Raw genomic sequence first — 21,603 nt, forward strand, 5'->3', positions numbered from 1 at the left:
TCACTGTCCTCGAGGGTCGGTGCGGCGGGCGGCCGCCTGGATCAGGGCGGTGGAGATCGCCGACTGGAAGTCACCGAGCGAACCGGGCTCCCGGCGGCCCTCGGTGAGGGAGATCCCCTCCTTCGGCTCGACGATCCGGTAGCCGTCCTCGCGCAGCTGGTCGACATTGCGCTGTACGGCGGGTTTCGACCACATGGCCGCGTTCATGACGGGGGCGATGACGGTGGGGCACTCGGCCGCGAGCACGGTGGCCGTCAGGACGTCGTCCGCGATGCCGTGGGCCGCCTTGGCCAGGAAGTTGGCCGTGGCCGGCAGGATCACCAGCACATCCGCCCAGGCGCCGAGGGCGACATGGGCGGCGCCTCCGCCCTTGTGGTCCTCCCAGTCGGTGACCGGGGCGTGGCCGGTGACGGCCTCGATCATGCGCGGGCCCATGAGGGCGCGGGCCTGCGCGGTCATGACGGTGCGGATCTCCTGGACCCCGACGGTGCCGCGCAGCCACGCGTTCACATGGGGCACCGCGACCGCGGAGAACGAGCCGCACACCCCCCACAACAGCCGGACCTGGGCGAGCGCCCGCTGGGCGCCGTCGGCGCGTTCGCTCATCGGCCGATCACCTCCTGGGGGGTGCCGAAGGCGCCGAGGACGCCCGGCAGGGACTCTTCCGCCCGGCGCAGCAGCGCCTCGGCGCCCTGGGGGTCGGAGGCCGACCAGGCGCGCAGGGCGACGTGCTGGAGGACGCCGGAGGCGAGGTGCCCGGCCAGCCGGGCGTGCTCCTCCTTGCTCAGCCGGGTGCCCCGGGCCGTCTCGTAGCCCTCGGCGGCCAGCCGTGCCCGCTGTTCCTGGAGCTCCCGCGCTCCCATGGCCGCCGCCGCCTGCACGAGGTCCCGCAGCAGGAAGGCGAGGTCGGTCATGGGGTCGGCCAGCCCGGCCTCCCGCCAGCCGAGCACGCGCGGCACCGGACCTGGCACACAGGAGGCGGTCGACAGCCGGCCGTGCACGACGGTCCGGGCGCCCGCCCCGGGCGCGGCGTCGGCGCCCGCGCCGGCGAGGCGCCGGATCCGGGGGGCCGCGGCCGTGTCGAGGCGGTCCAGGGCGGCGCGGATGGACTCCGCCGCCCGCGGCGCCGCGTCCAGCCAGGCCGGGCGGGCCCTGGCCGGCAGGGCGGGCGCCCGCTCCACGGGGATGGCGTGCAGCCGGGCGAGGAAGCCGCCGAGGTCGTGGAAGGTCCGCTCCGCCGGTGGGGCGGCGGCCTCGCCCCGGCCACCGAAGACGGCGTCGCTGAGCAGCGCGGGGGTGCCCACCGCGGGGTGGACGGCGGTGCGGTCGTCGGCCAGCGCCGGGACGCAGGCGTGGGGCGCGGCCGGGGTCGCGGCGATCGCCTCGCCGAGCCCGCGCAGGGCGGCGGCGTCGAGATACGCGGCGGAGGCCGCCGGGACGCTCTCGCCCCAGCGGTAGCCCCCCTCCACCCGCAGGCAGACCCGGGTGACGAACGGGCCGGGAAGCGAGCGCACCGGCTGCCCGGTCCGCACGGCGGCTTGGGTCATCGGACGGCGCTCCCTCGGGCGTTGAGGTAGGGGTGGGCGGGGTCGAGCCGCTCCGCCCGGTACCGCTCCTCGATGGCGTCCAGCCGGTCCGCCGCCGTGGTCCGGCCGTCGCGCCAGGCCGCGACCAGGCCCTCGGCGACCAGCAGACAGCGGTGCTGGCCGAAGCTCATCAGCCGGCCCTGCCGTTGCTCCGGCTCGTCCGCCAGCCACCAGCCCCGGCCCAGTTCCAGCGCGAAGGCCGGTCCGGTGTCCCGGAGCGCGTCCAGGTGCCGGTGGTGGATGTCCGCCAGCTCCCGCTCCATGAGCAGCCAGTCGTCGCGGTAGAGGTACAGGACCATCGCGTCCCGCCGCTCGTACCCCTCCGGGTGGTTGGCCGCCTTGAGCTGGTACGGGACGCGGGCGGCGCACAGCCGCCCGGTGAGCGCGCGCATCAGGCCGGCGGCGGACGCGGGTTCGCCCGGCGTGTAGTACAGGCGTACGACGGGCCGTTCGCCATGGCGGGGCATGCCCTCGTCGCCGATGGCGAGGTACCAGCCGGGGTACATGTACGGGCGCGCGGGCGGGAACCTGACGGCGACCGGCTGGCCGGGCGCGGGCGACGGCGGCAGGGTCTCCTGTGCCGTGACGGTCAGGGTCAGACCGTTCTTGGTCACGCGCCGGCCCCCGGGCCCCGTCGGAACCGCCCGCCAGCCGCTGTCCCAGTAGCCGCTGCCCTGGTTGGCCTCGTCCAGCGCGCGGGCCACGGCCGGGTCCTCGCGTCTGCGGGTGCCCAGCACCACCGGGGCGCCGTCGATCAGCCAGCGGGCGGCCCGGGCGTCGCCGGCGTAGTAGCTCAGATACAGGAACCGGGACAGGTGGGGCAGCACGGGCAGGTCGCCGGGGGCGGACTCGACGCCCGGAGCGGGGCGCAGCTCACCCCACTCGCGGTGGACGAAGGCCGATTCGCTCAGGACCTCGACGTCTTCGGCGATCGCGGAGAACGCCGCTCGGTAGCGGTTCATGCGCCCGCCTTCGCCGGCCGGCCGGGCGCGAGCAGCCGGGCCAGGCCCTCGGGGTCGGTCAGCAGCTTGCGGCCCACGAAGAGGCACAGGTGCCCGATCCGGCCCAGCGAGCCGATCTGCTCCAGCCGCCCGGCGGCGTACATCAAGGTGGCCAGACCGGCGTAGCGGAAGGCGTCGTCCCGCTGCTCGGCCGAGAGCGCGGCGCCGTGTTCGTAGGCGGTGAGGAAGAGGCCGACGTTGCGCCGCACGGTGGCCCAGGTGTCGGCCCGGGACAGACTGGCGGCGTCGCCCCGCACCGTGTGCAGCCAGCGGATCAGCAGCTGGCCGACGACCGTGCCCACGTCAAGCATCGGGTCGCCGAATCCGGCCAGTTCCCAGTCGACCAGCGCGACCCGGGGCTGGGCGCCGTCCGGGTCCTTGAACAGGACGTTGTCGTCCCGCAGGTCGAAGTGCACCAGGCTCTTGGGGCCCCACCCGTCCCGCAGCCGGGCCACGCTCCCGTCGACCGACTGCATGGCGGCCGCGTAGTCGAAATAGTCCATTCCGGGACCGCTCGCGAGCTCTGCCGGGGTCAGGGTGACGAAGGACGCGAAAGGGAAATCGATGAGCTGCGGGGCGTATCTCGGGTCCGCGGTGATCCGGTCCACGGGCGTGCGGTGTATCCCGGCCGTCACGGAGGCCAGGGAGACCAGCGCCGGCACGGGAATGACCGGGGAGTTCCGGGTGAATTCCCGCATCGAGATGAATCCGGTCTTTCCCTCCATGACGAGGGTTTCGGTTTCCGGGTCGGCCGCGACGAAACGGGGAACCGCCGCCTGGGCGAATTGCGGGACCCCGGCTTCGGGCAGCAGCCTGAGCATCGTCTCCTCGTTGCCCGTCGCCGTGCCGACGGCTTTGGATGTTGCCGGATCAACTTTTTTCAGCAGGAGCGCGGTGCCGTCCTCGAAGTGCAGCATGGCCACGCTGTTGCGGGCCGTGAAAGTCTCCGTGCGCACGATGTCGCCCCGGTCGATACCGAGCGAGGCGAGCCAGGAACGAGTCCGGGCCTTCGCGGGCCCGGACTCGTCCGGCAGCGCCCCGCCCCAAGGCGAAGGCATACCGCCGCCCTCCCGTCCGGCCTCAGGTGACGCGATACCGGCCGAGCTGTGCGAAGCGCTGGTCATCATCAGGCGATCGGCTCAGCTCAACAGTGGAAGGCCACCGTCGCGGCAGCCGCCATCACGCTGCCCTGCGCCTCCTCGTCGGGCGAGATGCCCGCCTTCTCCTCCAGGAAGGCCTGCAGCTCCTCCGGGCTGACGCCGGCGAGCTCCTCCAGGGCCTTCTCCCCGGCGGCGGGGTCGATGACCGCGCGCTGCTCATCGGTCATCGACGCCTCGGCGTCCTGGATTTTGCTGACGAGGTCGGCGAACGCCGCCTCGTCGACCGCGGAAACCATTGCTTCAGACATTTGATTCTCCCGATTCATCCCCGGCCCTTCGGTCGGGGAATCGAATGAAACGATCGTGATCTAAGCAAACTCTCACCCCCCGTTGTCAATCGGTCTGCGGCATTCCGTTTGTGTGTATTGATTTCGAGGGTTATTGGTCCCGGGCATGCGAATTGGCCCGTCGGCGATTTTCCGACAGGCGGTTGAGGCACTGTTCGATTGACTGGATTTGAGTGAGAAAAGAGAGAAGCGGCGTTGGTGAGTCTTTATGGAGCCGCGGAAACCCGGAAGCCGGCGTGCGTGCACGGCGAGTAGGTCATCGGAACCCCCGTTCGATGATCTTGCGGTCTCCGCGAGAGTAAGCGCGGTTCCGTGTTCTTGGATAGAGGTTTGTGTGCCGACCGAAAAGATCAGGACGTTGTGGGGGTGCGGGAACCCGGGTTGTCGCTGGTGGTGTCCGTCGGGCCGGTCCGGCGGTCGGCCAATGTGGCTGAAAGTGAAGCCACCGAGGATGCGGGCGAGGGGGTGGGCGCCGGGTGACGGTTGACGGCGACTCTCCTTGCCGCGGCTGCATATAGTCATGCACAGTCGTGGATGGGTGAATAGAAGCCGGGTCGGGCGCCGGGGACAGAGGACAGGGGCAGGAGACGAGCGATGAGTACGGACACGGGGGCGTCGGCGGAGGCGGAGGCCCGGACGGCCGGGGCGCCCGAGGTGCCTGGGACGGCTGGGGCGTCGGGGGCAGCCGGAACCTCCGGCGCGTCCGGTGCCGCCAGGGCTGCCGGGACGTCCGGCGGCTCCGGGGCTGCCGGGACCTCCGGGGCTGCCGGGGCGGAGGACGAGGCCGGGGCGGGGAGCGGCGCCGCGCGGCTGCAGCAGCTCTTCGAGGGCCACCGGCTGACCCCCACCCAGCGGCGCATCGCCCACTGCATGGTGCGCCGGGCGGCCGACGCGCCGTTCCTCTCCAGCGTCGAACTCGCCGAGCTGGCCGGCGTCAGCCAGCCCTCGGTGACCCGCTTCGCGGTCGCGCTCGGCTTCGACGGCTACCCGGCGCTGCGCAGGCACCTGAGGGAGGTCGCCCCCGCCGAGCGGGGGGCGGGCGAGGACTCGTACAACGAGTACCAGCAGGCCGTGCAGTCGGAGATCGACAACCTGCGCCACCTCGCGTCCCTGCTCGCCGACCCGGCCCCGGTCGTCCGGGCCGGGCGGCTGCTCGCCGAGTCCCGGCCGCTGCCGGTGCTCGGCCTGCGCGCGGCCTCCGCCCAGGCGGGCGGCTTCGCGTACTTCGCGCGCAAGGTCCACCCGGACGTACGCCTCCTCGACGAGGGCGGCACCATGCTCGCCGACCGCGTCGACGCGGCGGTGCGCGCGGGCGCGACCGCGCTGCTGTGCTTCGCCCTGCCGCGCCATCCGCGCGAGGTCGTCGAGGGCCTGGAGTACGCCGGGTCCGTCGGGCTGACCGTGGTGACGGTCGCCGACAGCGCCTTCGCGCCGGTCGCCCGCCACAGCGACCTGCTCCTGCCCGCCGCGGTGGGCACCGGCCTCGCCTTCGACACGGCCTGCGCGCCGATGCTGCTGGGGCGGGTGCTGCTGGAGGCGATGTGCGACGCGCTGCCGGACGCGCAGGCGCGGCTGGAGGAGTTCGACGCCAAGGCCGCGGCGCGCGGGCTGTTCGCGGAATGAGCGAGTCTCAGCGAATTCTCACGCCCGCTGACTAGAGTCCGTGCCCGAACGGCTGTATGTACGGCTTGTACTCGTATCCGAGCCGAATGCTGAGGAGGTCTGTCGTGGGGCGCGGGGCGTATGCGCTGGCGCGGGTGGCCGTGGTTGTGCGGGCGCCGGCGGGATGGCTGTGGTGGCTGGGCGTACTGGCCGCGGGCGTCGGGGTGTGGGTGCCGGGGCTGACGGGGCGCCGGATCGGAGTACTGGCGGGGGCGGCGCTGTTCCTGATCGCCGCGGCCGCGACCTTCCTGGCCCGCCGGGGCCGCTACCGGGAACTGGCGCGCGCCGCCTCCCGCGCGGGCCGGGCGGTGTACCTCCAGGACCGCGCGGTGACCCTACGGGCCCGGCGCCGCGCCCTCCGCTGGTGGCTGTTGCTCGCCTTCCTCGCCGCGGTCGGCTCCTCCTTCGCCGTGCCCGCCACCGCCGGAATGCTCCTGGCCGGCATCGGCGCCGGCCTGTGGGCCAAGGCGCGCTGGCTGGGCCACTGGGAGCGGACGCACGACGCGCTGCTGTGGGTGCGCGTCGAGTGGGTGACCCGGGGCAGGCCGGCGGGCAGGAACGTCACCGCCTACCAGACCACCGGCATCGTCGCCGGCGACGCCCGCCCCGGCGGGGCGAAGCGAAGCCGCACGACGGAGCTGGCGGCGCGCTGACGCTGGCGCGGGGGCGCGGGTCTGATACCGCCCGCGCCCCCGCGCGCCCCGCGTGTCAGAGGCCCGTGAGTGCGCTCGCGTGGTCGCCGCCGCTTTCGGCGACGATCTCGTCGAGGGACTGAGGGGAGCGCACGGGGGCGAAGTGCACGCGGGCGTCCTCGCCGCCTTCGGCCGAGAAGCCGTAGATCCCGGGGCGGGGGAGGCTGTTGTAGGCGAAGTGGTTGGAGAAGTAGTACGCGCCCGTGTCGAGGAGCGCGACCAGGTCGCCGGCCTCCAGCCGGGGCAGGGGGCGGTTGGCGGCGACCAGGTCGCCCGCGAAGCAGCACGGGCCGGCGACGTCCTGGGGGACCGGGCCGTCCGGGCCGGTCGGTTTGGGGAGGCCCGCGCTGTCGTACGCCGCGACCCGCAGGGGCCAGGACTCGGGGGCGAACACGGTGCGCGTGGCGAGCTGGGCGCCCGCGTGGGTGACGGCTATCGGGCGGCCGCCGGCCGACTTGGCGTACTCGACGCGGGCCAGGACCGTGCCGGACTTGGCGATCAGCGACCGCCCGAACTCGGTGACCAGCCCGTACCGGCCGTCGAACAGCCCGGGGACGGTGGCGAGCAGCAGCCGGGCGTAGTCGCGGTAGCCGGGGGTGACCTCGTCGGAGCCGAAGTTGACGGGCAGGCCGCCGCCGATGTCGAGGGTGTCGATCTGCTGCCGGCCGACGGCCCGGTTGATCTCCTCGGCGAGCTCGTACGCGGCCCGTACGCCCGCCGCCATCAGGTCCAGAGGGCAGCCCTGGGAGCCGACGTGCGCGTGCAGCCGGGTCAGCCAGGGGCGCTCGGTGAAGGCGCGCACGACCCATTCGCGCGCCCCCACGTCCAGCAGCGCCACCCCGAACTTCGAGGTCGCGGTCGCGGTGCTGAGCGCCCCGATGCTGCCGCCGCCGACCTGCGGATTGACCCGGAGCCCGAGCGGGCCGGGCGGCAGCGTCGACCCGGGGCCGGTCCGGGGCCGTACGAGCGCGTCGAGGCGGGCCAGCTCCTGGGGGTTGTCGGCGTTGACGGCGATGCCCAGCTCGACGGCCTCGCGCAGCTCGGCGTGGGTCTTGGCGGGGGAGTCGAGCACGATGCGCTCGGGGTGGACCCCCGCGGCCCGGGCCAGGGCCAGCTCACCGGGGCTGGCCACCTCGCAGCCGATCCCCTCGTCGGCCAGCAGCCGCAGGACGGGGACGAGCGCGGCGGCCTTGACGGCGAAGGCGTGCAGCACGGGGGTGCCCGGCGCGACGACCTCGTCGAAGGCGGCCCGCAGCTCGGCCGCCGCGGCCCGGATCCCCGCCACGTCCAGCAGCCCCACCACGGGCTGGTCGGCCCCGATCAGCCCCTGCTCCACCGCGGCCCGCACCGCCCGCTCCCGGCGGACGGCCGAACCGGCCCCCGCTCCTGCCCCCGCTACGACCGGATTCGATGTCATGCTCTCAGCCAACCACCGCGCCGCCCGGCCGCCCAGCCCGTCCGGCCCACGGCCTCGCGGTGAGAGACGTCGGAACGTGCCGGGCGGCGCCGTGCAGCCGGGCGAACCGCCCGGCGGCAGGGGCGTTAAGCAGGGGCGTCGAGCGGGGCTCGGCTAGCCCGCCGCGGGCGTCCGCGCGGGGGCCAGGTCGCGGCCGAGGTCGCGCAGCGGGCCGCCGACCCGCTGCGCGAGCCCGTCGCGCAGCCGAGTCAGCCGCTCGATGCGCTCGTCGAGATACGCGAGCCGCCGCCGGACGATCGCGTTGGGGAGCGTGCACAGGCCGGGCTCCCCGTCGGCCCGGGGCCCGGCAGTGGGAGGGCTCACCCCGCGGCGGCCCTGCGGCAGCGCGGCGATGGCCGCGACGAGGGTCCGTACGTCCTCGATGGTCAGCCCGGCCGCCAGCAGCTCGCGGACGGCCCGCAGATGGCGCACGTCCTCGGGCGTGTAGTCGCGGTGGCCGGAGGGCGTGCGGCGGGCGGTGAGCAGTCCGCGCTGCTCGTAGTAGCGCAGTGCGCGCGGCGTCAGCCCGGCGGCCGCGGCCGCGTCCCCGATCCGCATGGATCCCCCGTTCCGTCCGTTCCCTTCCGCCTTGAGCGCCATTGTGGTGGGGAGCCGCTCACAACTCCACCAGCACCGCCCCGACATGACGGCCCTCGACCAGCTCGCACAGCGCCCGCGGCGCCCGCTCGATGCCGCGTAGCCGGGTGTGCGGGTAGCTCATCGCGCCCTCGCTCAGCGCGCGGCCGAACTCGCGCTCGTACTCGGGATACGCGTCCCGGTGGTCGAAGGCCGCGACGCCGCGCAGGGTGATGCCCCGGGCGATGAGGTCGAAGGTGCTGATCGCGGTGGTGGCCATGGCGTCGCCGGTCAGCTGGGCGGACAGCGCGCCGACGAGGGCGAAGCGGGCGCCCCGGCGGGCCACGGCGAGCGCGGCGAGCAGCTGCTCGCCGCCGACGTTGTCGAAGAGCGCGTCGATGCCGTCGGGGGCCGCCTCGCGGAGCTGGTCCTCGATCGGTCCGGCGCCCCGGACGACGGCCGCGTCATAGCCGAGTTCCTCGGTCAGACAGTCGGCCTTGCGCCGGGAGCCGGTGGAGCCGATGACCCGGGCGGCACCGTGCAGCCGGGCGAACTGCCCGGCCAGCGTGCCGACCCCGCCGGCCGCGCCGGTGACGAACACGGTGTCCCCGGGCCGCACCTCGGCCCCGCGCACCACCCCGAGCCAGGCGGCGAAGCCCTGTGACAGATACGCGGCGGGGTCGGGCAGCGCCCCCGGGGTCAGGCGCTCCGCCTCGGCGGCGTCCACGACGGCGTACTCGCGCCAGCCCAGCCGGTGCCGGACCAGCTCGCCGGGGGCCAGGTCGGTGCCCGGCGCGGCGACCACCTCGCCGACGGCCGGGCCGTGCATGGGGTCGCCGGGCCGCTGGAGCAGCTGGGGCAGGCCGAAGCGGTCGGGGTCGGGCAGCGTGAGGGGCCGCATCACGGCGGCGACGCTCATGAGCCGGTTGCGCACGAGCGCCTGCCCGGGGCCGGGCTCGGGTACGGGGGTGGTGACGACCTCGAAGTGGTCGGTGGTGAGGGTGTCCCGGGGCTGGGCGGCCAGCACCACCTGCCGGTGGGTGGCGGGGACGGCGGCCGGGATGGAGGCGGACAGCGGCATGGTCGGCTCCTCTGCGTGGCGGGCGGGGCGGAGGGGTGGGACGCCGAGACGGTAAGTCCTGACGTATACGTCAACCACAAGCCCGCCCGCCTCCCCCGAACACCCGCGACACCCCCCGAGCCGGTATTGACTAGTTCTATTCACTCCAGCCAAGATGTGAATATCTCGATCCAGTCGACCGTAGGGAGGCACGGCCCATGTCAGGACCGCGACCCGTACGCGCACCGCGCGGTACCGAGCTCAGCGCCCGGGGATGGCAGCAGGAGGCCGCCCTGCGGATGCTGCAGAACAACCTCGACCCCGAGGTCGCCGAGCACCCGGACAAGCTCGTCGTCTACGGCGGCACCGGCAAGGCCGCCCGCGACTGGCGCTCGTTCGACGCCATGGTCCGCACCCTGCGGACCCTCAAGCAGGACGAGACGATGCTGGTCCAGTCGGGTCGGCCGGTCGGCGTGATGCAGACCCACGAGTGGGCCCCGCGCGTGCTGATCGCCAACTCCAACCTGGTCGGCGACTGGGCCAACTGGGAGGAGTTCCGCCGCCTGGAGGCGCTGGGCCTGACCATGTACGGCCAGATGACCGCGGGCTCGTGGATCTACATCGGCACCCAGGGCATCCTCCAGGGCACCTACGAGACCTTCGCCGCCGTCGCCGCCAAGCGGTTCAACGGCACGCTGGCCGGGACCATCACCCTCACCGCCGGGCTCGGCGGCATGGGCGGCGCCCAGCCGCTCGCGGTCACCATGAACGACGGCGTCGCCATCTGCATCGACTGCGACCCGCGTGCGATCGAGCGCCGCATCGAGCACCGCTACCTGGACGTGCGGGCCGACAGCCTGGAGCACGCGCTCCAGCTGGCCACCGACGCCCGCGACCAGCGCAAGCCGCTGTCCATCGGCGTGCTGGGCAACGCGGCGGAGCTGGTCCCCCAGCTGCTCGCCATGAACGCCCCGATCGACATCGTCACCGACCAGACCAGCGCCCACGACCCGCTGTCGTACCTGCCGCTGGGCGTGGACTTCGACGAGATGGCCTCGTACGCCGCCGAGAAGCCCGCCGACTTCACCCAGCGGGCCCGCGAGGCCATGGCCAAGCACGTCGAGGCCATGGTCGGCTTCATGGACGCGGGCGCCGAGGTCTTCGACTACGGCAACTCGATCCGCGGCGAGGCCCAGCTCGCCGGGTACGACCGCGCCTTCGCCTTCCCCGGCTTCGTGCCCGCCTACATCCGCCCCCTCTTCTGCGAGGGCAAGGGCCCCTTCCGCTGGGCGGCCCTGTCCGGCGACCCCAAGGACATCGCGGCCACCGACAAGGCCATCCTGGACCTCTTCCCGGAGAACGAGTCGCTGGCCCGCTGGATCAAGATGGCGGGGGAGCGGGTCCACTTCCAGGGCCTGCCCGCGCGGATCTGCTGGCTCGGCTACGGCGAGCGCGACAAGGCGGGCGAGCGCTTCAACGAGATGGTGGCCGACGGCACCCTCGCCGCGCCCCTCGCCATCGGCCGCGACCACCTGGACTGCGGCTCGGTGGCCTCCCCGTACCGGGAGACCGAGGCCATGCTCGACGGCTCGGACGCGATCGCGGACTGGCCGCTGCTCAACGCCATGGTCAACGTCGCCTCGGGCGCCTCCTGGGTCTCCATCCACCACGGCGGCGGCGTCGGCATGGGCCGCTCCATCCACGCGGGCCAGGTCACCGTCGCCGACGGCACGCCGCTGGCGGGCGAGAAGATCCGCCGGGTGCTGACCAACGACCCCGGCATGGGCGTGATCCGCCATGTCGACGCGGGCTACGACCGCGCCGACGAGGTGGCGGCGGAGCGCGGCGTGCGCGTCCCGATGCGGGAGGGCGAGACGGCGTGACCGACGATCGCGAGCCGGTGGCGCACCCCGGCCACCGGCCGGGCGCCTCCTTCCACGAGATGTGGCGCGACCTGCTCCCCATAGGCCGCCACACCGAGACCGGCGGCTACCGCCGCTACGCCTGGACCGGCGCCGACGCCGACTGCCGCGCCTGGTTCCGCGCCCAGGCCGAGACCCGCGGGCTCGGCTACGAGGAGGACCGCAACGGCAACCAGTGGGCCTGGCTCGGCGACCCGGCCGCCGGCGACGCCGTGGTGACCGGCTCGCACCTGGACTCGGTGCCGGACGGCGGCGCCTTCGACGGCCCGCTCGGCGTCGTCTCCGCCTTCGCCGCGCTGGACGAGCTGCGCTCGCGCGGGGCGCGGCCCGCCAAGCCGCTCGCCCTCGTCAACTTCGGCGACGAGGAGGGCGCCCGCTTCGGCCTGGCCTGCGTCGGCTCCCGGCTGAGCGCCGGGCAGCTGAGCGCCGAGCAGGCGCACGCGCTGCGCGACGGCGACGGGGTGAGCCTGGCGCGGGCCATGGAGCGGGCCGGGTACGACCCGGAGGCGATCGGCCCCGACCCGGAGCGGCTGGCCCGCATCGGCGCGTTCGTGGAGCTGCACATCGAGCAGGGCCGCGCCCTGGACGAGACGGCCCACCCGGTCGGCGTCGCCTCCGCGATCTGGCCGCACGGCCGCTGGCGGTTCGACTTCCACGGCGAGGCCAACCACGCGGGCACCACCCGTCTCGAGGACCGCCGCGACCCGATGCTGACCTACGCCAACACCGTGCTCGCGGCCCGCAAGAAGGCGCGGACCGCCGGGGCGCTGGCGACCTTCGGCAAGGTCGGCGTGGAGCCCAACGGGGTCAACGCCATCGCCTCGCTGGTGCGGGGCTGGCTGGACTCGCGCGCCCCCGACGAGGAGACCCTCGCGGCCGTCGTCGGCGAGATCGAGCGCGCGGCCGTCGAGCGCGGGCAGCGCGACGGGGTCTCGGTCACGGTCACCCGGGAGTCGTTCACACCCGTGGTGGAGTTCGCCCACGGCCTCCGCGACGAGCTGGCCCGGCTGCTCGGCGGCGCCCCGGTCCTGCCCACCGGCGCGGGCCACGACGCGGGCATTTTGTCCGCGTCCGTGCCGACCGCCATGCTGTTTGTAAGGAACCCCACAGGCGTCTCGCACTCGCCCGCGGAAACGGCGGCCGAGGACGACTGCCTCGCCGGGGTGACGGCACTCGCCGACGTACTGGAGGGCCTGGCGTGTCACTGACGGCGCAGACCTACTGGGCGGAGCACGCCTGGCTGGGCGAGAGCGTGGAGCCGAACGTGCTCATCGTGACCGCGGTCGACGGACGGATCAAGGAGGTGCGGCCGAACACGCCCGTGCCGCCCGCCGGCGCCGTCTGGCTGCGCGGGCTGACCCTCCCGGGCCTGGCCAACGCCCACAGCCACGCCTTCCACCGCGCCCTGCGGGGCGTGGTCCAGGCGGGCAGCGGCACCTTCTGGACCTGGCGCGAGGTGATGTACGGGGTCGCGGACAAACTGACCCCGGACAGCTACTTCGAGCTGGCCCGCGCCGTCTACGCGGAGATGACCATGGCGGGCATCACCTGCGTCGGCGAGTTCCACTACCTCCACCACGCGCCCGGCGGCGCCCGCTACGACAACCCCAACGCCATGGGGGAGGCGCTGATCGCGGCCGCCGCCGAGGCCGGGATCAGGATCACCCTCCTCGACACCTGCTATCTGTCCTCCGGCTTCGGGGCCGAGCCCGACACCCACCAGCTCCGCTTCTCCGACGGCTCCGCCCACGCCTGGGCGGAGCGGGTGGGCGCGCTCAAGGCCGACGGCAACACCCGGATCGGCGCGGCCGTCCACTCGGTGCGGGCCGTGCCCGTGGACCAGCTCGGCACCGTCGCCGGCTGGGCCGACCACCACGCCGCGCCGCTCCACGTCCACCTCTCGGAGCAGACCGCCGAGAACGACGCCTGCGTGGAGGCGCACGGCTTCACCCCGACCCGGCTGCTCGCCGACCACGGGGTGCTGGGCCCGCGCACCACGGCCGTGCACGCCACCCACCTCACCCCCGGGGACATCCGGCTGCTGGGCCACTCCGGCACCGGGGTGTGCATGTGCCCCACCACCGAGCGCGACCTCGCCGACGGCATCGGCCCGGCCGCCCAGCTCCAGCACGCGGGCTCCCCGCTGTCCCTGGGCAGCGACAGCCACGCCGTGATCGACATCCTGGAAGAGGCGCGCGCCATGGAGATGGACGAGCGGCTGCACACCCGCACCCGGGGCCACTGGAACGCCCCGGCGCTGCTGCGCGCCGCCACCGTCGACGGCCACGCCGCCCTCGGCTGGGGGGACGACGCGGGCCGGATCGAGCCCGGCGCCCTCGCCGACCTCACGACGATCGCGCTGGACTCCGTCCGCACCGCGGGACCGCCGCCCCGGCTCGGGGCCGAGACGGCCGTATTCGCGGCCACGGCCGCCGACGTCCGGCACACCGTGGTCGGCGGGCGCCATGTCGTACGGGACGGGGCTCACCAGCTCGTCCCGCGCGTCCCCGAGGCCCTGGCCGAGGCCGTCGCGGCCCTGCGGGACTGAGCCGTGACCGCCCGGCACGAAGCCGCGGCGCCGGCCGGGCCGCCGCCCCGCCGGAACCGACCCGACGGCCGCCGCGGCGGCCGATGAAGGAGAACGCCCCCGCGATGACGACCGCCACCGCCATCATCGACATCTCCACCCTCGTCACCAACGACCCCTCCCTCGGCGAAGGCCCCCTCGGTCTGATCCAGGACGCGGCCGTCGTCATCGACGGCGACCGCGTCGCCTGGGTCGGTGAGTCAAGCAAAGCACCCGCCACCGACAGCCGGGTCGACGCGGGCGGCCGGGCGCTGCTCCCCGGCTTCGTCGACTCCCACTCCCACGTGGTCTTCGCGGGCGACCGGACGCAGGAGTTCAACGCCCGGATGTCCGGCCGCCCCTACAGCGCGGGCGGCATCCGCACCACCGTCGCCGCCACCCGCGCCGCCTCCGACCAGGACCTGAGCGCGAACGTGGCGCACTACGTCCGGGAGGCGCTCCGCCAGGGCACCACCACCATGGAGATCAAGTCCGGCTACGGCCTCACCTCCCAGGACGAGGCCCGCTCGCTGGAGATCGCCGCCGCCCACACCGACGAGGTCACCTTCCTCGGCGCCCATGTGGTGCCGCCGGAGTTCGCCGACGACCCCGCCGCGTACGTGGACCTGGTCACCGGCCCGATGCTGGACATCTGCGCCCCGCACGCCCGCTGGATCGACGTGTTCTGCGAGGAGGGCGCCTTCGACGGGGACCAGGCCCGGGCCGTCCTCACCGCCGGGGTACGGCACGGCCTGACCCCGCGCGTGCACGCCAACCAGCTGACGCGGGGCCCCGGAGTCCAGCTGGCCGTCGAGCTGGGCGCCGCCTCCGCCGACCACTGCACCCACCTCTCGGACGCCGACGTCGACGCCCTGGCCCAGGGCGACACGGTCGCCACCCTCCTGCCGGGCGCCGAGTTCTCCACCCGCTCGCCGTACCCCGACGCGCGCCGGCTGCTGGACGCGGGCGCGACGGTGGCGCTCTCGCCCGACTGCAACCCGGGCTCGTCCTTCACCAGCTCCATGGCCTTCTGTGTGGCGCTGGCGGTCCGCGAGATGCGGATGACCCCGGACGAGGCCGTGTGGGCGGCCACGGCCGGCGGGGCGCGGGCCCTGCGCCGCACCGACGTCGGCCGGATCTCCCCGGGCGCCCGCGCCGATCTGACCCTGCTGGACGCCCCCTCGCACGTCCACCTCGCCTACCGCCCCGGCGTCCCCCTCGTCGCGGCGGTCTGGCGGGGCGGCGAGCTGATCTGACCGCGCCCGCGGCGGGCCGGTCATCCCACGCCGCTCATCCCACGCCGCTCAGCCCACGTCCAGCACCGCCTTGCCGCGCACCCGGCGGCCGAGCAGCGCCTCGGCCGCCTCGGCGGCCCGCGACCAGTCGCCCCGCCAGGCGATCTGCGGGTCAAGATCGCCGCGCGCCACGAGCCCGGCCAGCCACGACAGGTCCGCGCCCAGCCCGTCGGCGTCGTCCAGCAGGAAGTACGTGGTGATCGACCGGTTGTGCCGGTTCTGGTGGCCGAACAGAGCCCCGTACGGGAAGGTCTCGCCGTCGCCGCCGGTGTGCCCGAGCGCGACCAGCGTCCCGTGCGGCGCCAGCGCCTCGTAGACGGCGACCAGCCCGGCGCCGCCGATCAGGTCGATCACGCCGTGCACCGGCTCCGACGGCCTGACCGCCGTGCCCACGACGACCTCGTGCGCCCCCAGCGCCCGCAGCTCCGCCTCCTTCGACGGGTCCGACGTGGCCGCGACGACCTGGGCGCCGCCCCGGGCCGCGAGCTGGACGGCGAAGCGCCCGGCCCCGCCGCCCGCGCCGGTCACCAGCACCCGGCGGCCCAGGATCGGCCCGAGGCGGCGCAGCGCGCGCAGCGCGGAGCCCGCGGCCACCGGCAGGGTGCTGACCGCGCCGGGGTCGGTGCCGGGCGGGACGGTGCCCAGCAGGTCGGTGTCCACGGCCCGCAGCCGGGCCCAGGCGCCGGCGGCGCCCACGGTGACCACGGGCGTGCCGACGGCCGGGCCCGAGCCGTCCGCGGCCGCCCGCTCCACCACCCCCGCCGCGTCCCAGCCGGGCACGGATCCTTCGGCGCCGGCGGGCACCTCGAAGGCGACCTCGCCGTGATTGAGCGAGAACGCCTCGACTCGCACCAGCGCCTGGTGGGGCGCGGGCTCGGGGTCCGGTACCTCGGCGAGGGCCAGATGCCCGGGGGCCGTGTGGTCGATCGTCAGTGCGCGCAAGTCCGCCTCCGCGGTCCAGAAGAGTTGATCACGAGATCCAGCATAGTGCCACTGAGTGGCATAAGCCTTCAAGTGGCATAAGCGCGTGAGGGGCATAAGCATCTGAGGGGCGAACGCGCCGGAGACGCATCCGGCGCCGGGAGGTAGGCTGCCCGGCGTGGTGAACGAACTGCCCCTGCGCGAGCGCAAGAAGCTGCGCACCCGAGAGGCCCTCGTCGAGACGGCGCTGGCGCTCTTCTCGGAGAAGGGATTCGCCGCCGTCACGCTCGACGAGCTGGTGGCCGCGGTGGAGGTGTCCAAGCGCACCTTCTTCCGCACGTTCGCCTCCAAGGAGGACGTCGCGCTCGCGCCCGAGAAGGAGCTGTGGCGCGCGTACGCCGAGCGCATCGAGGCGCGGCCGCTGACCGGCCCGCTGCTGACGACGCTTCAGGACACGCTCTTCACGTCGGTGGCGGACATGGCGGACGGCTGGGAGCGCCGCTTCCGCGCCAGCCGCGCGCTCGCCGACCGCACCCCGGCGCTGACCGCGCACAGCCTCCGGCACTGCGCGGACGTCACCGACGCGCTCGTGGCCTCCGTCGCGAGCCGTCATCCGGCCGACGAGCTGCGGGTGCGGCTGCTGTTCGAGCTGATGCTGGCGGCCTGGCGCCACGCGCTCAAGGAGTGGGCGGGGCAGCCCGGCGACCCCGGGCGCGACGCGCTGCGGAGCAGGACGCGGGAGGCGTTCGACGCGATCCCCGAGGTCGCGGAGCTGGCCCGGGGCACCGCCGGCGACTAGCGGGGAGTGGGCCGTCGGCGTTGTGCGGACGGGGCGTCATATTCCGTACGGGATCCGTACGGAAAGGGAAAGCGCGCGGGCGCGGATAAGGGCCCGTCCCCCCACGGGGGCGGGCCCTTATCCGTCTGCGGTGAGCGCTACTCCTCGACCATCAGGCCCCTGCGGAGCCGGACGAGTGTGCGCGACAGCAGCCGGGAGACGTGCATCTGGGATATGCCCAGCTCGTCGCCGATTTCCGATTGGGTCATATTCGCCACGAAGCGCAGCGAGAGAATCTTCCGGTCGCGCGGTGAAAGATTCGCGATGAGGGGTTTGAGGGATTCGACGTACTCGATGCCCTCGAGTCCGTGGTCCTCGTAGCCGATCCGGTCCGCGAGCGCGCCCTCGGAGTCGTCCTCCTCCGGCTGGGCGTCCAGCGAGCTGGCGGTGTACGCGTTGCTCGCGGCCATGCCCTCGATGACCTCGGCGGTGGTGATGCCGAGCCGCTCGGCCAGTTCGGCGGCGGTCGGGGCGCGGTCCAGCCGCTGCGCCAGCTCGTCACCGGCCTTGGCGAGGTCCAGCCGCAGCTCCTGCAGCCGCCTGGGCACCCGCACCGACCAACTGGTGTCGCGGAAGAAGCGCTTGATCTCGCCGACGATGGTCGGCATCGCGAACGTGGGGAACTCGACGCCCCGGCTGAGCTGGAAGCGGTCGATTGCCTTGATCAGGCCGATGGTCCCGACCTGGACGATGTCCTCCATGGGCTCGCTGCGGGAGCGGAAGCGGGAGGCGGCGAACTTGACGAGGGCCAGGTTGAGCTCGACCAGGGTGTTGCGGACGTACGCGTATTCGTGGGTGCCTTCCTCGAGGGCCTCGAGGCGCTCGAAGAGGGTCTTGGACAACGCCCGCGCGTCCACCGGCCCCACCGTTTCGTACGGCGGGATCTCGGGTAGGTCGGCCAGTTCGGGCAGGTCCTCGAAAGAGTGCCCGGGGGCCGGGAGGCCGTCCGGGTCGGATGCGGACCGTGGTGCTGCGATTGTCGACGAGGCGGTGATCCGAGTGTCCTGAGTGGCTGATGTGTTCACAGAGGAATCGGTGCGCGATTCGTCGAGCCGGGGTGACATAGTCTCCTCCCTCATTCTCGGCATATGGCTGCCGACGCCATTACGAGCTGATGCGGTTTGCGGCGCCTCCAAAGCCGGTACGTGGCGGATGTGTCTCTCTACGCCTACCCGGAATCACCTCCACGTGGCAAGTCCAACTTGTCCATATTTGGCGAAGAATGTGAAATGTTCGGGTACCGGAGGCCGTGGAGAAGGCGTAATGTTCGATCCGCGCAATCGAAAGCAACGAGACGCCAGAAGAGGTGCGCACATGGACCGCCAGATGGTCGGCAGCGCCAGCAAGGGCCGGCTGCAGGTTGAGGTTCGGCACCACGGGGCGAGTGCGGTCGTGACGCCGGCGGGTGAGCTGGATCACCACACCGCAGAGGCGTTGCGGGAACCGCTGGAGGCCTGCGTGGAGGAGGGGCATGCACGACTCGTCGTGGACTGTTCCAAGCTGGAGTTCTGCGACTCCACCGGGCTCAATGTCCTCCTCGGTGCCCGGCTGAAGGCCGAGGCCAAGGGGGGTGCGGTCCATCTCGTCGCGATGCAGCCGGTTGTGGCGCGCGTGTTCGAGATCACAGGCGCGGAGGCCGTCTTCACGGTCCATGAATCGCTGGACGCGGCGCTCGTCGAGTGACGGCCGCCTCCTGTTTCCGACGCGTGTCCGGCACGTCGTCGACGCGTAGCCCGCGTCACACGAAACGTTCCCAGGAAGTGGGTGTTCTCACGCTTTCCTCGGGCAGGAGACAGGCTGAAACTGTTGAGAAGATCAGGTATCCCTTGTCCCTGAATCGGTGAATCGGTGAGGTGAAGCCGCTGATGAGCACCACCCGGCCGTACCCGCCGGGCGACCGTGGCGGCCCGGAGCCGGACGGCCCCGCCGCCTCGGCCACCCCAGCGGCGACCCCACCCGCCGGGGCCATCCGGCAGATCCGCAGGCTCCACCTGATCGGAGCCAGCGGCGTCGTGCCCCGCGCGCGCGACTTCACCCGGGAGGCGCTGCGCGACTGGGGCTGGCTCCCGGCCGTGACGGCGGATCAGCGGGCCGCCGCGGAGGATGTCCTGCTGGTCGTCTCCGAGCTGGTCACCAACGCCTGTCTGCACGCCGACGGACCGGAGGAGCTGCGTGTCAGCTTCTCGCCGAAGGTGCTCCGGCTCGAAGTGGTGGACCTCGGCTCGGGCACCCCCGCCCCGCGCTCCCCGCACCGCGCGGGCCGGCCCGGCGGCCACGGCATGTTCATCGTGCAGCGGCTGTGTCTCGACTGGGGGGTCGTCCGCAACGCCGACGGCACCGGCAAGACGGTCTGGGCCGAACTGGCCGCCCCCTCCTGACGCCCCGGGCCCGCCGACCGTCCGACGGACGCGGGGCCCGCGCGGGCGCCCCGGTTTCCCTGTCTTCACCCGCCGCGCGCCGAACCGGCGCGCACTTTGTCTTCCCTCGACAAGGTCCCGGGCGTACTGTCAGCGCCCGATCTGATGTGTCGTCAGTAACATTCGGCTGCGGCACTTGACGAGAGGGGATCTCGAGGTGTCCCACACGCATCGCCACGCCGCCCTCGGCCGTGGCGCAGCCCTCGCATTGGCCGCGGCCGTGGCCGGCTCCGCGGCACTCCTCAGCGCCCCGGCCGCGCGGGCCGCCACCGTGGACGTCGACTACAAGTGCAAGACGCCGATCGGTGACAAGAGCGCCGTCTCGCCCATCGACATCAAGGCCGTGAAGAGCGGCAGCGCGTACAAGCTCACCATGTCCTTCCAGAAGGGCGTCTCCTCCAGCCCGGTCGAGCTGGGCAAGGGCGCCATGCACCCGAGCGCGCTCATCAGGCTCGGCGGCGCGGAGACCGGCACCCTCCAGGTCTCCGGCCCCGCCAACGACCAGGCCATCCCCGCCAACACCCCGATAAAGATCAGCGATCTGTCGGGTACCTACACCCCGAAGAAGACCGGGAAGGTCACCTTCACCGCCTCGACCCTCACCATCAAGGCGCTGGGCACCACCACGACCTGCACCCCGGGCAACAACCCGGGACCCTCGCTGAGCCTGGACGTCACGGGCTCGGGCGGCTCGGGCGGGACCAGCGGCTCGGGCGGCACCGGCGGGTCGGGCGGTACGAGCGGATCCGGTACGGCCGGTACGAGCGGCACCAGCGGTGCGCAGACCTCCTCCGGCGGCAGCCTCCCGCAGACCGGACCCGCCGACTCCGCGATCGCCCTCGGCACCCTCGGCGCCACGGTGCTCCTCACCGGAGCGGCCGGAACCCTCTGGCTCACCCGCCGTCGGCGCCCGGGGGCCTGAGGCCCCGCGGATCCGAGGCCCCCGCACCAGGCCAGGGCCCTGCCCGTCGCCGCCCCGCGGCCACGCACGAGTACGAGCACCAGCCCCCGAGGAGCCGCCGATGCCGTCTCGTCTCCGCCCCCGTGGCGCCCGGCCGGCCGCCGTCGCGCCCGCCCTCGCCGCCGCGCTGCTCACCGCGCCCGCCCTGCTCACCGCACCCGCCACGGCCGCCGGGCCGGACTGGACCGCGCGGCCCGCGGCCGGCGGCGCGGACGGGCCGGGCGCCGCCGGCCGGCCGTACTTCTACCTGGAGGGCGGGCCGGGCAGCGCGCTCCGGGACCGGCTCTCGATCGTCAACCGAGGCGACCGGCCCCGCACCGTACGGCTGCGCCCCACGGGCCCCTCCACCGGCCCTGACGCCCCGTCGGCGGCCCGGGGGAGCGGCGCGTGGATCGCGCTCGCCGCCGAGCGGGTCACGGTCCCCGCCCGCACCCGCGCCGACGTCCCCTTCACCCTCACCGTTCCGCCCGACGCCCCGCCCGGCGACCACCCCGGCGCCCTGGTCGTCACCGGCGGCGGCCGCGAGGTCCGGGTGCGGGTGCATCTGCGGGTCAGCGGGCCGGTGTTGGCCGCGCTGTCCGTCGAGGACGTGAAGGTGGTCAAGGCCGACCGCGGCGCCACCATCCACTACGCGCTCGTCAACCGCGGCAACACCGTGCTGACGCCCCGGCTGGCGGTGCGCGCCGACGGGCTGTTCGGCGAGGTGCTGCGCCGGGACGCCCGCCCGCTCCACGTCGAACTGGCACCGGGCCGCCGGGTGCGGCTGACCGAGAGGTGGCCGGGCGCGCCCGCCCTCGACTCGGTGGACGTCACCCTCACCGCGACCGCGGCGGGCGGCGCCCACGCGGCCGCATCCGCCGGATACACCCCCGTGCCCCGGGGCGCCCTGGCCGGGGCCGCGGCGCTGGCGCTGGGCCTGGCCGGGGCCGGGGGCGCCCGGCTGTGGCGGAGACGACGCGGGAGGCGCGGCGCCCGGGACGGCGAGGCGGCCGCGGCCCCGACGCGAGAGGCAGGGGAAGCGCGGGAGGCACGGGAGGCGCGCGAGGCACGGGAGCCGGCGGGCACGGGGTCAGGAGCCAGGACGTGACAGGCCGTACGGACGCGATCCCCGCCCCCGCCGCCACCCCCGGCCCCGCCGTGCTCCCCCGCGCGCCCCGCCGGCCCGGCACGCCCCGCCGGCCCGGCGCGCCCCGCCCACCCCGT

At 74.2% G+C, this 21,603-nt stretch carries 21 protein-coding genes; 11 read left to right on the plus strand and 10 right to left on the minus strand.

The window, feature by feature from the left end; all coding sequences use genetic code 11:
* The 5 genes from ABFY07_RS35700 to tvaA form a co-directional block, all read right to left on the minus strand.
* Complete coding sequence (locus ABFY07_RS35700; RefSeq protein WP_065960370.1) at window positions 1-606, minus strand: flavoprotein; 606 nt, start codon at window positions 604-606, stop codon at window positions 1-3.
* Window positions 603-1,547: a phosphotransferase gene (locus ABFY07_RS35705; protein ID WP_346178485.1), complete on the minus strand. Its 945-nt coding sequence runs from the start codon at window positions 1,545-1,547 to the stop codon at window positions 603-605. The genes ABFY07_RS35700 and ABFY07_RS35705 overlap by 4 nt, the downstream gene beginning before the upstream one ends.
* Window positions 1,544-2,548, minus strand: a complete 1,005-nt coding sequence (locus ABFY07_RS35710; protein ID WP_346178486.1) for a T3SS effector HopA1 family protein — start codon at window positions 2,546-2,548, stop codon at window positions 1,544-1,546. Before ABFY07_RS35710 ends, ABFY07_RS35705 begins: the two co-directional genes overlap by 4 nt.
* Window positions 2,545-3,645, minus strand: a complete 1,101-nt coding sequence (locus ABFY07_RS35715) for a phosphotransferase (protein ID WP_346178487.1) — start codon at window positions 3,643-3,645, stop codon at window positions 2,545-2,547. Before ABFY07_RS35715 ends, ABFY07_RS35710 begins: the two co-directional genes overlap by 4 nt.
* A gap of 86 nt (window positions 3,646-3,731) precedes the next feature.
* Window positions 3,732-3,995 carry a thioviridamide family RiPP peptide gene (gene tvaA / locus ABFY07_RS35720; protein ID WP_158080408.1) on the minus strand — a complete coding sequence of 88 codons (264 nt, stop codon included), beginning with the start codon at window positions 3,993-3,995 and terminating at the stop codon, window positions 3,732-3,734.
* Window positions 3,996-4,628: 633 nt separating this feature from the next.
* On the opposite strand from tvaA, the gene ABFY07_RS35725 reads away from it, so the two are divergent.
* The gene (locus ABFY07_RS35725) at window positions 4,629-5,657 is read left to right on the plus strand and encodes a MurR/RpiR family transcriptional regulator (RefSeq protein WP_346178488.1); all 1,029 of its coding nucleotides are present in this window, start codon (window positions 4,629-4,631) and stop codon (window positions 5,655-5,657) included.
* A gap of 104 nt (window positions 5,658-5,761) precedes the next feature.
* Entirely contained in the window at window positions 5,762-6,349 is a 588-nt protein-coding gene (locus tag ABFY07_RS35730; protein WP_346178489.1) for a hypothetical protein, read from the plus strand.
* A 55-nt stretch (window positions 6,350-6,404) separates the two neighbouring features.
* Here ABFY07_RS35730 and ABFY07_RS35735 read toward each other — a convergent pair whose 3' ends face one another.
* The 3 genes from ABFY07_RS35735 to ABFY07_RS35745 all read right to left on the minus strand — a co-directional run bounded on the left by ABFY07_RS35735 (window position 6,405) and on the right by ABFY07_RS35745 (window position 9,501).
* Window positions 6,405-7,805 (minus strand): type III PLP-dependent enzyme domain-containing protein, encoded by a 1,401-nt coding sequence (locus ABFY07_RS35735; RefSeq protein WP_346178490.1) that lies wholly within the window; start codon window positions 7,803-7,805, stop codon window positions 6,405-6,407.
* Between the two features lie 153 nt (window positions 7,806-7,958).
* Entirely contained in the window at window positions 7,959-8,402 is a 444-nt protein-coding gene (locus ABFY07_RS35740; protein WP_346178491.1) for a MerR family transcriptional regulator, read from the minus strand.
* Window positions 8,403-8,460: 58 nt separating this feature from the next.
* Window positions 8,461-9,501: an MDR family NADP-dependent oxidoreductase gene (locus tag ABFY07_RS35745; RefSeq protein ID WP_346178492.1), complete on the minus strand. Its 1,041-nt coding sequence runs from the start codon at window positions 9,499-9,501 to the stop codon at window positions 8,461-8,463.
* Window positions 9,502-9,698: 197 nt separating this feature from the next.
* Here ABFY07_RS35745 and hutU point away from each other — a divergent pair, with 197 nt between their 5' ends.
* From hutU to hutI, 4 genes are all read left to right on the plus strand, one after another.
* Complete coding sequence (gene hutU / locus ABFY07_RS35750; RefSeq protein WP_346178493.1) at window positions 9,699-11,363, plus strand: urocanate hydratase; 1,665 nt, start codon at window positions 9,699-9,701, stop codon at window positions 11,361-11,363.
* A gap of 59 nt (window positions 11,364-11,422) precedes the next feature.
* On the plus strand, window positions 11,423-12,610 hold the full coding sequence (locus ABFY07_RS35755) for an allantoate amidohydrolase (protein ID WP_346178503.1): 1,188 nt from the start codon (window positions 11,423-11,425) through the stop codon (window positions 12,608-12,610).
* On the plus strand, window positions 12,607-13,950 hold the full coding sequence (locus ABFY07_RS35760; RefSeq protein WP_428837066.1) for a formimidoylglutamate deiminase: 1,344 nt from the start codon (window positions 12,607-12,609) through the stop codon (window positions 13,948-13,950). Before ABFY07_RS35755 ends, ABFY07_RS35760 begins: the two co-directional genes overlap by 4 nt.
* A gap of 104 nt (window positions 13,951-14,054) precedes the next feature.
* Window positions 14,055-15,224: an imidazolonepropionase gene (gene hutI / locus ABFY07_RS35765; protein ID WP_346178495.1), complete on the plus strand. Its 1,170-nt coding sequence runs from the start codon at window positions 14,055-14,057 to the stop codon at window positions 15,222-15,224.
* A 48-nt stretch (window positions 15,225-15,272) separates the two neighbouring features.
* Here the strand turns inward: hutI and ABFY07_RS35770 are convergent, their stop codons facing one another.
* Window positions 15,273-16,205 (minus strand): zinc-binding dehydrogenase, encoded by a 933-nt coding sequence (locus ABFY07_RS35770; protein ID WP_346178496.1) that lies wholly within the window; start codon window positions 16,203-16,205, stop codon window positions 15,273-15,275.
* A gap of 157 nt (window positions 16,206-16,362) precedes the next feature.
* On the opposite strand from ABFY07_RS35770, the gene ABFY07_RS35775 reads away from it, so the two are divergent.
* Window positions 16,363-16,983 carry a TetR/AcrR family transcriptional regulator gene (locus ABFY07_RS35775; RefSeq protein WP_346178497.1) on the plus strand — a complete coding sequence of 207 codons (621 nt, stop codon included), beginning with the start codon at window positions 16,363-16,365 and terminating at the stop codon, window positions 16,981-16,983.
* A 137-nt stretch (window positions 16,984-17,120) separates the two neighbouring features.
* On the opposite strand, the gene ABFY07_RS35780 is transcribed toward ABFY07_RS35775, so the two are convergent.
* Complete coding sequence (locus ABFY07_RS35780) at window positions 17,121-18,086, minus strand: RNA polymerase sigma factor SigF (protein WP_346178498.1); 966 nt, start codon at window positions 18,084-18,086, stop codon at window positions 17,121-17,123.
* 250 nt (window positions 18,087-18,336) lie between these two features.
* On the opposite strand from ABFY07_RS35780, the gene ABFY07_RS35785 reads away from it, so the two are divergent.
* The 4 genes from ABFY07_RS35785 (at window position 18,337) to ABFY07_RS35800 (ending at window position 21,487) form a co-directional block, all read left to right on the plus strand.
* Window positions 18,337-18,705: an STAS domain-containing protein gene (locus ABFY07_RS35785; RefSeq protein ID WP_346178499.1), complete on the plus strand. Its 369-nt coding sequence runs from the start codon at window positions 18,337-18,339 to the stop codon at window positions 18,703-18,705.
* A gap of 182 nt (window positions 18,706-18,887) precedes the next feature.
* Window positions 18,888-19,400, plus strand: a complete 513-nt coding sequence (locus ABFY07_RS35790; RefSeq protein ID WP_065960587.1) for an ATP-binding protein — start codon at window positions 18,888-18,890, stop codon at window positions 19,398-19,400.
* Between the two features lie 196 nt (window positions 19,401-19,596).
* On the plus strand, window positions 19,597-20,361 hold the full coding sequence (locus ABFY07_RS35795) for an LPXTG cell wall anchor domain-containing protein (protein ID WP_346178500.1): 765 nt from the start codon (window positions 19,597-19,599) through the stop codon (window positions 20,359-20,361).
* Window positions 20,362-20,461: 100 nt separating this feature from the next.
* Complete coding sequence (locus ABFY07_RS35800; protein ID WP_346178501.1) at window positions 20,462-21,487, plus strand: COG1470 family protein; 1,026 nt, start codon at window positions 20,462-20,464, stop codon at window positions 21,485-21,487.
* Window positions 21,488-21,603: the final 116 nt, after the last annotated feature.

It is taken from the genome of Streptomyces sparsogenes subsp. cuspidosporus, assembly GCF_039532705.1.
GTDB classification, from domain to species: Bacteria; Actinomycetota; Actinomycetes; order Streptomycetales; family Streptomycetaceae; genus Streptomyces; species Streptomyces sparsogenes.

Coding starts and splice junctions, on each gene's coding strand:
- ABFY07_RS35745 (WP_346178492.1), bottom strand. CDS start 9,501: ATGCCGCTGTCCGCCTCCATCCCGGCCGCCGTCCCCGCCACCCACCGG.
- ABFY07_RS35740 (WP_346178491.1), bottom strand. CDS start 8,402: ATGCGGATCGGGGACGCGGCCGCGGCCGCCGGGCTGACGCCGCGCGCA.
- hutU (WP_346178493.1), top strand. CDS start 9,699: ATGTCAGGACCGCGACCCGTACGCGCACCGCGCGGTACCGAGCTCAGC.
- ABFY07_RS35800 (WP_346178501.1), top strand. CDS start 20,462: ATGCCGTCTCGTCTCCGCCCCCGTGGCGCCCGGCCGGCCGCCGTCGCG.
- ABFY07_RS35715 (WP_346178487.1), bottom strand. CDS start 3,645: ATGCCTTCGCCTTGGGGCGGGGCGCTGCCGGACGAGTCCGGGCCCGCG.
- ABFY07_RS35780 (WP_346178498.1), bottom strand. CDS start 18,086: ATGTCACCCCGGCTCGACGAATCGCGCACCGATTCCTCTGTGAACACA.
- ABFY07_RS35735 (WP_346178490.1), bottom strand. CDS start 7,805: ATGACATCGAATCCGGTCGTAGCGGGGGCAGGAGCGGGGGCCGGTTCG.
- ABFY07_RS35700 (WP_065960370.1), bottom strand. CDS start 606: ATGAGCGAACGCGCCGACGGCGCCCAGCGGGCGCTCGCCCAGGTCCGG.
- ABFY07_RS35710 (WP_346178486.1), bottom strand. CDS start 2,548: ATGAACCGCTACCGAGCGGCGTTCTCCGCGATCGCCGAAGACGTCGAG.
- tvaA (WP_158080408.1), bottom strand. CDS start 3,995: ATGTCTGAAGCAATGGTTTCCGCGGTCGACGAGGCGGCGTTCGCCGAC.
- ABFY07_RS35790 (WP_065960587.1), top strand. CDS start 18,888: ATGAGCACCACCCGGCCGTACCCGCCGGGCGACCGTGGCGGCCCGGAG.
- ABFY07_RS35785 (WP_346178499.1), top strand. CDS start 18,337: ATGGACCGCCAGATGGTCGGCAGCGCCAGCAAGGGCCGGCTGCAGGTT.
- hutI (WP_346178495.1), top strand. CDS start 14,055: ATGACGACCGCCACCGCCATCATCGACATCTCCACCCTCGTCACCAAC.
- ABFY07_RS35705 (WP_346178485.1), bottom strand. CDS start 1,547: ATGACCCAAGCCGCCGTGCGGACCGGGCAGCCGGTGCGCTCGCTTCCC.
- ABFY07_RS35725 (WP_346178488.1), top strand. CDS start 4,629: ATGAGTACGGACACGGGGGCGTCGGCGGAGGCGGAGGCCCGGACGGCC.
- ABFY07_RS35755 (WP_346178503.1), top strand. CDS start 11,423: ATGTGGCGCGACCTGCTCCCCATAGGCCGCCACACCGAGACCGGCGGC.